The 10,156-nt window shown below is 41.5% G+C and carries 15 protein-coding genes; all 15 read right to left on the bottom strand.

Going from position 1 to position 10,156, the window contains the following annotated elements; genetic code table 11:
* Positions 1 to 71: 71 nt before the first annotated feature.
* Positions 72 to 542, bottom strand: coding sequence for an HNH endonuclease (locus ArsFIN_RS15575; protein WP_135677488.1), 471 nt, complete (start codon positions 540 to 542; stop codon positions 72 to 74).
* On the bottom strand, positions 543 to 842 hold the full coding sequence (locus ArsFIN_RS15570; RefSeq protein ID WP_026824208.1) for a head-tail connector protein: 300 nt from the start codon (positions 840 to 842) through the stop codon (positions 543 to 545).
* On the bottom strand, positions 838 to 1,176 hold the full coding sequence (locus ArsFIN_RS15565) for a phage head closure protein (RefSeq protein WP_026824207.1): 339 nt from the start codon (positions 1,174 to 1,176) through the stop codon (positions 838 to 840). The genes ArsFIN_RS15570 and ArsFIN_RS15565 overlap by 5 nt, the downstream gene beginning before the upstream one ends.
* Positions 1,173 to 2,390, bottom strand: a complete 1,218-nt coding sequence (locus ArsFIN_RS15560; RefSeq protein ID WP_135677489.1) for a phage portal protein — start codon at positions 2,388 to 2,390, stop codon at positions 1,173 to 1,175. Before ArsFIN_RS15560 ends, ArsFIN_RS15565 begins: the two co-directional genes overlap by 4 nt.
* Entirely contained in the window at positions 2,390 to 2,944 is a 555-nt protein-coding gene (locus ArsFIN_RS15555) for an HK97 family phage prohead protease (protein WP_135677555.1), read from the bottom strand. Before ArsFIN_RS15555 ends, ArsFIN_RS15560 begins: the two co-directional genes overlap by 1 nt.
* Positions 2,945 to 2,948: 4 nt before the next feature.
* Positions 2,949 to 4,088: a phage major capsid protein gene (locus tag ArsFIN_RS15550; RefSeq protein ID WP_135677554.1), complete on the bottom strand. Its 1,140-nt coding sequence runs from the start codon at positions 4,086 to 4,088 to the stop codon at positions 2,949 to 2,951.
* 1,082 nt (positions 4,089 to 5,170) lie between these two features.
* Positions 5,171 to 7,444: a primase-helicase zinc-binding domain-containing protein gene (locus tag ArsFIN_RS15545; RefSeq protein WP_135677553.1), complete on the bottom strand. Its 2,274-nt coding sequence runs from the start codon at positions 7,442 to 7,444 to the stop codon at positions 5,171 to 5,173.
* Complete coding sequence (locus ArsFIN_RS15540) at positions 7,441 to 7,791, bottom strand: hypothetical protein (RefSeq protein WP_135677552.1); 351 nt, start codon at positions 7,789 to 7,791, stop codon at positions 7,441 to 7,443. The genes ArsFIN_RS15545 and ArsFIN_RS15540 overlap by 4 nt, the downstream gene beginning before the upstream one ends.
* 9 nt (positions 7,792 to 7,800) lie before the next feature.
* Positions 7,801 to 8,343 carry a hypothetical protein gene (locus ArsFIN_RS15535; protein WP_135677551.1) on the bottom strand — a complete coding sequence of 181 codons (543 nt, stop codon included), beginning with the start codon at positions 8,341 to 8,343 and terminating at the stop codon, positions 7,801 to 7,803.
* Complete coding sequence (locus tag ArsFIN_RS15530; RefSeq protein ID WP_135677550.1) at positions 8,340 to 8,576, bottom strand: hypothetical protein; 237 nt, start codon at positions 8,574 to 8,576, stop codon at positions 8,340 to 8,342. The genes ArsFIN_RS15535 and ArsFIN_RS15530 overlap by 4 nt, the downstream gene beginning before the upstream one ends.
* A complete protein-coding gene (locus tag ArsFIN_RS15525) occupies positions 8,573 to 8,890 on the bottom strand; it encodes a hypothetical protein (protein ID WP_135677549.1) in 318 nt (105 codons plus the stop codon). Before ArsFIN_RS15525 ends, ArsFIN_RS15530 begins: the two co-directional genes overlap by 4 nt.
* Positions 8,883 to 9,482, bottom strand: a complete 600-nt coding sequence (locus ArsFIN_RS15520; RefSeq protein ID WP_026824154.1) for an ORF6N domain-containing protein — start codon at positions 9,480 to 9,482, stop codon at positions 8,883 to 8,885. Before ArsFIN_RS15520 ends, ArsFIN_RS15525 begins: the two co-directional genes overlap by 8 nt.
* Positions 9,475 to 9,678, bottom strand: a complete 204-nt coding sequence (locus ArsFIN_RS15515; protein WP_026824155.1) for a hypothetical protein — start codon at positions 9,676 to 9,678, stop codon at positions 9,475 to 9,477. Before ArsFIN_RS15515 ends, ArsFIN_RS15520 begins: the two co-directional genes overlap by 8 nt.
* Positions 9,675 to 9,863, bottom strand: coding sequence for a hypothetical protein (locus ArsFIN_RS15510; protein ID WP_135677668.1), 189 nt, complete (start codon positions 9,861 to 9,863; stop codon positions 9,675 to 9,677). The genes ArsFIN_RS15515 and ArsFIN_RS15510 overlap by 4 nt, the downstream gene beginning before the upstream one ends.
* Positions 9,856 to 10,110 (bottom strand): hypothetical protein, encoded by a 255-nt coding sequence (locus ArsFIN_RS27610; RefSeq protein ID WP_246067170.1) that lies wholly within the window; start codon positions 10,108 to 10,110, stop codon positions 9,856 to 9,858. Before ArsFIN_RS27610 ends, ArsFIN_RS15510 begins: the two co-directional genes overlap by 8 nt.
* Positions 10,111 to 10,156 lie beyond the last annotated feature (46 nt).

Here is a 10,156-nt window from a genome sequence, read left to right as displayed (position 1 = left end):
ATCGTTTAACGTAGGATTTATTCGCGCTTGGCTTAACGCGTCGATAACCTTGGCTATGTCTAAGTAATCCCTTAATCAATTGATTTATCTGATATTCGTCCATTAAGGTTATACTCGTGTATCCAGTCATTACGATGAGCAGCTTTTTCTTCCTGCTCACGGAACATGCCAGCTTTACGCTGTGCTTTAGTTATTGGATCTTGCTGAATAATTTTGCGGTTATGACATCCCTGACACAATGATTGATGGTTATCTTGCCACCAGAACAGTACATCGCTATCTCCATCGATTGGGATGATATGGTCAACGATTTTAGCGGGTGTATATATCCCCTGACTTTCGCACTTCACGCAAAGAGGATGCTCCTTCAAATAAATCAGACGATATTTAGCCCATTGGCTGGAGTAGCCACGCTGGGTATGCGTTCCACGTTGTTTTTCTACTCTGCGTCTGGCTGCTCGTTTATGCGCCTCGCACTTACCCGATTTCACTCGGGTACTACAGCCTGGCTCTGTACATCTTTTTAATGGTTGATACGGCATTTAATACACTCCAATATCTCGATACACTGACCATAACGATTTAATCGTAAAGGGGACTTCTTTAAGCTCAACATCTGTTGCCATTTCCCGATTCTCATAGAGCAATCCGATATAGAGCAAACACCCAACCTTAATTGCTGGCGTGAATGTCAATCCTTCATCAAACCGTTTGCCGATATGTTGTTGACAGGCTTCAAGTGCTGCTTCGGCATACGTGGTTAATAATTTATCATCCAGCGTAAAACTCTCTTCTAATCGACAATGCTGTTTGATTTCATTTAAAGGGATTTTTACATTAATCAAATCGTCCTCCTCCCTTGCAAATCAATTCTAATCTTGATTGGCGTGCATCGGATAAAACAACGGCTATCTCAAATCGAGAACCCAGTGTATTAGCACCTTTATACACAATGGCGTTGTCAATCGTGATATCAGGACGATAACGCATCCAAATCTTGACGATGGCTTGAGGATAGCGAGTACCAAAGGTTAATAACTCCTGACCGCGTAGCGCTTTTACTTCTGCCCAGACATCTTCAACATCTACCCAGGTTACTCGCTGGTCACCTAGATTACCGTATGTAATCTCTTGTTTCTGAATCGTCACACGATGTCTTAATCGTCCTGCTCTCATGCGTTGTCCTCCGCATGTTTCTTAACCTCAATATGCTGTTTCCACGCCTGACTAAATTCATCACCGCCATCACGAGGCGGTAAGCCTTCCCGTTCACGGGCTTCATTGGGGCACATCACACCGGATTTAATCGCCGTTTCATAACTTAAGAAACGCTCTCTTGGGTTGGCTCTGAGTAAATCGGCGGTGTCAAATTCCACTTGGTAACGCATACCGGATTGCGGAACATTAAGTAGTAGTGCCGATTTGATTTGCTGTTCGAAATTCGCTAACCAAGGGCGCATGGTAATGGTTAAAAACGCGCGGCTGGCTTCACTAAAATTACTGTAGGTACTGTTGGAATATTCTTGCAGAAAAATAGGGCTGACATTGAACATGCGGGCGATATCTTCTATCGTAAAACGGCGGGAAGCTAACCATTCTGCATCCTGATTACTCATGCCTAATTTTTCATATCCCATTCCACCTTCAAGGATTGGCACTTTACCCGCATTTTTTGCGCCTCGATAACGTTCAAGCGCGTCAAGGGCTTTTTGCCCTTTGGCATCATTCAGCCACTCATTGGATTTAATAATCCCTGCTGCCATCATGCCATCTTTCATCACACTCGCGCCGTGGCGCTGTTGGGCTAGTCCTAAACCTAATGTCTCCCGACAAATCGTAATCGGTGAACGTCCCATAAACCCATCATCCGTGGCGTAACGTAAATGTAAGATTTCTTCTTGCAGACAGATACGGACTTGACCACTGTATGGCTCGGTTATCGTATAACGGTAACGGTGCTCACTTAATCGTTCAGGTACAACCGCACTCGGCGGATAAGGATGTAATGAAGCGGGCTGTCCGTCTTTACCCCATGTGATAAGCGCATAGGCATTACCATTGAGTAAGCAATGGCGCATTAGGGTTCGTTTAAACTGGAAAGGTGTTTGACAATCATTTGGTTTTTCATTGAGCAAATAATCTACCACGTGGTTACTTAGCCATTCCCGTGATTCCATACCTTTATCATTGTGTACCCGATATAAAAAACAGGGCATCGTCGCCACCGCTTCACTAATCACCGTAACGGCATTGATAACAGCGGGTAAGCCTTCTGCGGTTATCGGTGAGACATATTCGCCTGACCGACTGTTAGGAATGCCAGCCAGTGACAGGAACTCATCAATACTAAGGCTGCGTTCTTCTGCCTTTTTATGTCTGAATGGCCACATTATTCCACCTCAGATAATTGTAGCCACCGATTGTACAAATGCGTGGGTTTGGAGCGATTAGCATTGAGTGAACGCTTGGCAATTTCGACACCACTTTCAGGGTAAGCGGGTAAACTGGTGATCGTGATTTCTAGCAATTCAGCCTCAATAACCGTTCTGAGATAAGGCTTTTCACCAATTTCCCAATGGTCTTTTATCGTCCTAAACGCAAAGCTCATACCGGATATATCCCCCCGTTCAACCAGTGTTAGAACATCTCGGCCTAATTGGGTATCAGGCGGGGTAAGCGCAAACCGTAACCCCGTTTCATCTTCAGCCAGTTGTAACGTACTCGACGCGGTACGCCCTAATAGATTAGTTACGTCATGTTCAAACAGACACCTTACATCTGTTCCTTTTCCCAGACTGTTTTTAAACGCATAGGGGGCAAAGGTTTCAATAAATTCACCCCACAACAGTTGTGAACGGCTATTCCATTTAACCGCATAGCCCATTAGTTTTTTTTCATCAGCGGTGATGCCTGCCGTGCGTATTTCAAAATCGGTTGATTTCATGGCGTTATGCCTTAACCTCAAGCACTTTAATCGCATTGGAATCGACTAATCCACCACCGAGATATTTATCAGTATGAATTTTGATAAAGCCAGGCTCAGTAATATTGTCAGGTCGTGTACGGGTGCCTGTCTGATGGTCAACAATGGTGTAGCCACGTTTAAAGTCACCCAGCGCTATCACATCATCATTCATAAATTCAAGGTAATGAACCGATAAACCCAACAGACTATCAGGATCACCCACTTGTAACCGTTCACGCCAGATATAATCACCATTGCCATTTTTCAATTTTTGTACTTTGGCAGCGGTGTTTGAGTTCATCACCCAGACAGCATTTTTACGGTATTTATTTTTTAGCGTGAATTTCAGGTCAATCAGGCTATCGGCTTCCAGTTTGGTCACTTCCTGCTTTTGCAATGTGCCAAAACTACGCGCTTTATCGGCTTTCGTATCACGGGGATAGGATAGAAATCCTTTTGCTTTCTTTGTACCGTTACCACTGACTAAATCGGTTTCTTCGGTATCAACAAAGGTGTCAGCGATTTCACGGGTCAACCAGCCTAAAATATCGACATCACTAAAATCCAGAATTTCCTGTGTTGTCTTGGGATAGGCATAGACAGGAAATAACTTGATACTCACTTCTTCCAGTTTAGGGGTAGCGGTTTCGGTTCTGGCTTTGCCTTCTTCACCGTGATTGATCACGGCACCACCAACAGACACCAGTTGCTTATATTCGTTGCTGTGAGTGGTCTTGATAGTACAGATTTTACGCATGACGGACTCATCACTGAGACGTTGCATAATCTGTTTATTCAGTTCAGGGATAACGGTATAGCCACCATCAGCCGGAACCCCAGTCGAAAGCCCGCGTGTTTCCCCTGTCAAAACATAATGCCTTAATGCATCATTTCCCTGTTCTTTTTGTACAGGCTTTGCCGCTAATGTTCTTTCTTCATCAGCGAGACTTTCATAACGGGCGATTTCAGTATTGAGGGTTTCCGACTGATGACGCAACGCATCAAAGTTTTTAGCTTCATCTTCGGTCAGTGTTCGTTTTTCTGTTTCTGCTAATGTCAGCATTGATCGCATTTGTGCCGTTAAATCGGCTTTTTGCTGACGTAATTCAAGTAGTCTTTTCAAGGTTGGCTCCTGCATGCAGTGATTGTCTTGACTGAACATGCAGAAAAAAAGCAGCTAAGGGAAGGTGATATAAACCTTAACCGCTTTTAGTAACCATGAATATTTCAAAATACACCTGCATGAATCAGGAACCTCAATTTAACATGATGAAAAATAACAGGAAACAACCTCACAGGAAGGCAAAAAAGATGAGAAAACATGAGAACCAATAATTTACATAACTTTACATTAATTATTTATTAAAACATTAATAAGGGTTGCACCCGTTTTAGTGAAAACATCATGAGCTATTTTGGACAATCGGTAATCACTGCCTACCAGGAAAAAGAAAGAATTTTTTATGATGATCCTTGTTCTCTTTCGAAAAGATAAAATTTATTTAATAATATTTCTCATGTCAGAGAAAAAAATAAAAATATTTTAGCGTGCGTTTTATATAATTAAAAAAAACTGGAAAACTGTTCATACTGTTCACCAATTCAATAAAAGATATATATATCAATAAATTAAAGGGTGAACACTTAACTTAAAACTATTCACCAAGTGTTCACCACTGTTCACCTTTTTATGGGAGGGGTAATGAACAAAAAGTTTTCTAACTTCAATTTATTTATAAATAAAATTAATATTTATTTAAGTTGGTTAATAAAATAATTTTTTAATCTTGTAAGAAAAATAAAAGATGGAAGTGTTTATTAATATTTAATAAAAAGTGTTTTGATTGTTAATGATTGCAAATAAATATATTATATATCAATACGTTATACTATTATTGCCTGAACTAAAGCAATCCATAAAAAGGTGAACACTTTATTGAAAGGGTGAACAGTGGTGAACACTTAACACAAAACTATTCACCACATAATTTATTGATATATATATCTTTTATTGAATTGGTGAACAGTATGAACAGTTTTTACCAAAAAGTTTTATACGCATCTATTTTTTGTCTAACGCGACTTAAATAAAAAATTCTTTCCTTTCCCTGGTAGGCAGATAAAAAAGCCAGCCTTTTACTGGCTGGCGTTGTTTGTTTAGTATTGGCTGATGCTGGTTTGATATTACGGTGTCTATAATTTATGTTAAGGTACACTTGGCAACCAATCTTCGGCCTCCACTTCATTTAATTCCAGATTTGTTCTATATCCATGTTTTGTTCTTTCTCTAATATACCTTTTACCCAGTTCTTTAAGCGCATTATTAATCGAGCGTCCAAAGGCGGTTAAACTCAAGGCGTTTTTATTACCGTTCCCTTGCATATAAGCCGTGTAAGCATGGTATAAATATTTCCTTGGCACTGGCGGGTAAATATTGGCGTTCCCCATCAACATACCGCTAGCAGCTTCTAATGTAATGAGATAGGCGCAAAAATCGATGAGGGGGTCACTTTCCCGTTTGATTTCTATCGCTTCCCCTGATCCCCTTTGTTCAAGTAATAACGCTTTTGCGTCTTCTGGATCATCAAAAGTTGCCAACAATCGACGTACAATGACAGCGATCTCACTTGAAATCTTTTCCGCTAACCTAGAATCTTTATCTTCGTCTTTTACCTTGTTATTGAACTGGAATATCACTCGCCTACGGGCTACACCGTCTGCACGTTCAGTGAATATCATAGGGGTATTATTTGTTGCAATAACAACGGCTCTTATTACAGTGCTATACTGATGTTCATATTTAGGGTCAATTTCAATTAAATCACCGCCTGTTATGGCTTTTGCTCCCGTGGCTTCTCCTATGTACTTCGGTTGATCGGGGAGGGTGATCAATCGTTTACTAACGAATTGTGCTCGCCCTCTCGCGGTATCTAAAGCGGCCATATTGCTACTTCCGGTATTATCTTCACCTACGAGTAAAGTGGCTATTTGGGCAAAAACACTTTTACCGCTTCCGCCTATTCCTGTAATTTCTAAAAACAGTTCCCAGTCATAGCGGTTAGCTAAAATCATATATAACCCTGCAAAAATCCGTTTCATTTTATACGGGTCACGATTAGCAGCATGATCTAACCATTTATGAAAATGTGGAGCATGATCCCGTAAATTTTCATCGGGTGGGGCGGGTCTATATTCAATCCCATTGTGATTTAATAACCAGTTATCGGGCTGGTGTGGTGAAAATACTTTAGTTTTAATATTAAAGACACCATTAGCAAAAGGAATAACATCGTTACAAGGCTTACCCAACTTAGGGACAATAATTTTCAATGCCTCCACCGCATTATTAACCGCTCGGTTGCTAAAGTTGGTGTTATGTTGACAATAGATATTGCCCATTTCACGAGCCAGATCAAGGTGGGAAATTTTTTCCCATATCCCTGATACGTAGCGATAAAATACCTTACTATCACTGTGTACAGCGATCCCCTCATAACGTTCAGCCAGCAACAAGGCTTTTTCATTGTCTGCCATTTGAGAAAGATTGTTACCCGTCTTTTGCTTGTCAGGCTCAACTTGATACGCCCCCTCTATAAACGCCTGTTTTGCTGCCTCAATCCCATGTTGCTGACGGTAATCATCCCAATCAGCTTTTTCTTTGGTTGGCGGTATGGTGACCCAACCATTAACCACTTTTGCGGTTTTCTCCGCTTTAATCTTGCCAATATTGGCTTCATCGGGCTTAACATCATTATCCGCCGCAATAATGATTTTTGATTGAGGGTAATGCTTCCTGACCCATGTAGCAACGGGTAATAAATTACCTTCATCAAGCGCTGCCAGTACCACGCCTTCATGCAACTGGCTCACGGTTAAAGCGGTTGCATATCCTTCGGCAATTAACACCGTATCGGGCGTTCCAGTGAAATCAACGACGGGAATATAGCCACCTTTTTTCTTTGTGCCTGAGATAAAGCGCTTTTCACCGTTAGCTCTGATAATCTGAGCACCCAGTAATTTATCACCCTGTTTTACGGGTAATATCATCGAGCCATCTTTTAATAGCTTAACTGAACAGGTATGACCTTTGAGTATTAAGTACTGAGATTGACCTAATGTGGCTTCTTCTAATAACTTTGCGGATTTTTTAATAGCATCCGTTAAAGGCGGTTTATCTGATATAGTCGTTTCTTTTTGGACAGGTATTGAAATAACCTTAGCCACTTCCTTAGCCGCTTCCGTGACATCAACATTAAATAACCGTCTCACTAAATCCAGTCCGTCACCACTACCACACTGATTACAGATAAATGTGCCGTTACCTTCCTTATCATCAAAGCGAAAGCGGTCTTTACCCCCACAAGCTGGACAAGCGGTATGACGATTCAAGGGGACTTCTGCCCCCAGTGATGCTAATATACCTTGCCAACGTCCTGTGGCCTGCTGCTTAACCTGACGGATTAAATCAATATTTCTCATGATTTATCCTCCTGAGCAGCAGCGCTATCCGCCATGTCATTCATCATGTCAACCCACATATCAAGCCCCATCCCTGACAACTTGCCGTTCTCAACGCACAGGTCAAGTATTTGTTCAGCGACAGATTCCCAAGATTTGTATTCATCTTTCAACGGTTTTAATGCATAAGTATCAACCAGCTTCCGAATCCCTTTTACGCCGTCGATAATATCAACATGAATAGCGTCATCTTCGGTGTATAAGGTAAACCAGTCTCCGCCGTTTTCTGCTCTTACATCCTGATAGATTGCCTTAGCAAAAGCGTTAGCCCGTGCATTCAGGCGAAAGTTTAAAGTGATTAATGTCATCTTTCCCCCTTAATGCACCACAGCAACGGGCTGAACATTGCCGTTAAGCACATCATCGATAAATAGGTTATGGAGTTGGGCTAAAATTTCTTGCCCCATAAAGGAAAGTTTTAAACACTTAGCATTACTGACTTCTAGCATGTTTCGATAAAACGTCAGAATATATTGCTCTGCGTCTTCCTTGGTCTCCCTAGAATAAAAAGCGCCTTCAATATTATTCTCCATGCCCATGCGTTCAGTCGCCAGAAAAATAGGAAGGTGATAGTTTTTATGGGTGTAGTAAGGCTGACCATTTTTAACGTTGCATTGCATAACGAAAATAGCCGAAATAACACAGCGTACGGACGTGATCACATCGGCTTTGTTAAAATCGTCTTTTTTCCAGTATTCATCGATTAATTTCAGGATTAACTTAGGGTCATCATCCCAATGACCCTCATTAACACGATTAGGGATATCCGCCACAGGAATCGTTATTTTTTCAATATGCCCCTGTTCGTTTAAATGTGTAAGGCATACATTTTTGCCAATGGTTTTTATTTTATAGCTCATCTTGACCCCTTCCTTTTTTTAGCCTGTTTGCGCTTACACTTTTTCGACTTAGTGCCTGTGTGCTTTGAGCCACTGACATAAGTGTTAATCCCAGGATTTCTTATAAATTGGGGCTTCACTTTTCCCTTAAGAAAAGCCCGTGTATTCTTAGCGTTAAAGGTATTATCCCGCCCTGAGTTATAGCCATCGCTAAAAGTAATTAATGGTTGTTCGTCATATTGTGTCATGTTCATCTCACGCCCTCCGATACAGGGAATCCTTCACGCTGATAGAGTGTGAACTGGGCGTTTTCTGCGTTGATAATGAGTGCCTGAGCAATTTTAGGTAAGCACATCAACGCCTCACTCATCCGGCATAAATCCGCTTTCGCCTGACTATCGGCATAGTTTTCATTGCTACATGCCCAATATGCGCATTCACCAAAGGCTTTTAGCCCTGACATAATCCCATCAAACCCTGCCTCACAAGCACCTTTCATTTCTCTTAGATCTTTAGTGCTCATCGCCTGTAAATTATCCGCTATGAGGTAATGCTGAATATCAGCCATGATGTACCCCCTTGGTGAAATCACCTAAATCACAGATAGACAGTTGGGAAAGTTCAATAACGGTTTTGATGGCTGGACGAAGGCGCTTAAGCTCTCTACGGCGTAGGGTCATCGCTGCACTGCCTGGCTTACCATGACCAAGATAAGAGTCCTTCTCTGCCTTAACGACAAGATGTTGCGCTTCCTCCGGTTTCATCTGGCTTAACTCTTCAAGCGAAGGAATATCAACATGACGGAGTTCACCTAAGGTGTTACGGCGGAAATAAACATTGACTAGCTCTTTTTGTATTTTCCAAGAAAGCTCATCACGAAATGACTTAACGATTAACAAATAACCTGATTCAGTTAGAACCGTTAGCCCCCTGTTTGGCACAGAAATTCCTAAAGTATCTAATTGATACTTTAGAGATACTGGAATCGATAAATAATCTTCCTCATAGACAAAATGTTCTCTATGGCGGTTAAATGCGACTCGTGTAGTTCCTTTAGGGCGATCATGTGCCTTATCAATCATGGCAAAAGTAACAACACGCTTACCTTGGTACTCCACAACAGGCATCGCCCGATTATGGATAGCGACAAAATTAGACATGTTGTCCCTCCTTACCCATGTCTAGCATGGTCACGAGGGTATTAGCCCTTTCAGACGCCAAAAACACTAAATCAGATAGATAAAAGGCTAGGCTATTATCCTTTTCTACTGCTATCTGATTGATACAATTAAGCAAAGATGCCGTTATGGTTGCATAGTGAAGAAGATTGTCATTATTGACATAAGCGCTATTCATAATGTCACCTCCTCTAAATCCTGACGAGATTTAGCCAAGTCCCTGGCATATTCCAGTAGGGCGAAAGCAATGTCTTGTGACTGAGGGTCGTTAAATAAATATTCCATCGTCTCAAGCAATGTCGCTATGACACTTAATCTGTCTAGAGGGTGCGGATAGAGCGTAGCGCATGGGCTATTACGCATGAGCCACCCCCTGACGAGCAACAAAGACTAAATGACGATTGCCAGCCAAGAGACGAGCTTCATTTTCACTTTTAGCTAGAACACTTATTAGACGAATAGGGTTAATTTCAGATAAACGGGTTTTACCCTTTCCAATTAGGAAGGTATATTTATACATAGCTACCTCGATAAATAATCTATCGTTGGTGGTTAGCCCTCGTGTGGTACGACGAATACCATTCGGGGGCGTTGTTTTATTACTACACATGCCATACACTTTGTGTACAAATAAAGTATAGATAGGAGTAAACCAA

The organism is Arsenophonus nasoniae (assembly GCF_004768525.1).
Taxonomy (GTDB): Bacteria; Pseudomonadota; Gammaproteobacteria; order Enterobacterales; family Enterobacteriaceae; genus Arsenophonus; species Arsenophonus nasoniae.
Note: the sequence above shows the minus strand (reverse complement) of the source record. Positions and strands in the feature narration are given on the sequence as shown.

Coding starts and splice junctions, on each gene's coding strand:
- ArsFIN_RS15535 (WP_135677551.1), bottom strand. CDS start 8,343: ATGAGCTATAAAATAAAAACCATTGGCAAAAATGTATGCCTTACACAT.
- ArsFIN_RS15525 (WP_135677549.1), bottom strand. CDS start 8,890: ATGGCTGATATTCAGCATTACCTCATAGCGGATAATTTACAGGCGATG.
- ArsFIN_RS15530 (WP_135677550.1), bottom strand. CDS start 8,576: ATGAACATGACACAATATGACGAACAACCATTAATTACTTTTAGCGAT.
- ArsFIN_RS15520 (WP_026824154.1), bottom strand. CDS start 9,482: ATGTCTAATTTTGTCGCTATCCATAATCGGGCGATGCCTGTTGTGGAG.
- ArsFIN_RS15575 (WP_135677488.1), bottom strand. CDS start 542: ATGCCGTATCAACCATTAAAAAGATGTACAGAGCCAGGCTGTAGTACC.
- ArsFIN_RS27610 (WP_246067170.1), bottom strand. CDS start 10,110: ATGTGTAGTAATAAAACAACGCCCCCGAATGGTATTCGTCGTACCACA.
- ArsFIN_RS15515 (WP_026824155.1), bottom strand. CDS start 9,678: ATGAATAGCGCTTATGTCAATAATGACAATCTTCTTCACTATGCAACC.
- ArsFIN_RS15565 (WP_026824207.1), bottom strand. CDS start 1,176: ATGAGAGCAGGACGATTAAGACATCGTGTGACGATTCAGAAACAAGAG.
- ArsFIN_RS15555 (WP_135677555.1), bottom strand. CDS start 2,944: ATGAAATCAACCGATTTTGAAATACGCACGGCAGGCATCACCGCTGAT.
- ArsFIN_RS15560 (WP_135677489.1), bottom strand. CDS start 2,390: ATGTGGCCATTCAGACATAAAAAGGCAGAAGAACGCAGCCTTAGTATT.
- ArsFIN_RS15545 (WP_135677553.1), bottom strand. CDS start 7,444: ATGAGAAATATTGATTTAATCCGTCAGGTTAAGCAGCAGGCCACAGGA.
- ArsFIN_RS15510 (WP_135677668.1), bottom strand. CDS start 9,863: ATGCGTAATAGCCCATGCGCTACGCTCTATCCGCACCCTCTAGACAGA.
- ArsFIN_RS15540 (WP_135677552.1), bottom strand. CDS start 7,791: ATGACATTAATCACTTTAAACTTTCGCCTGAATGCACGGGCTAACGCT.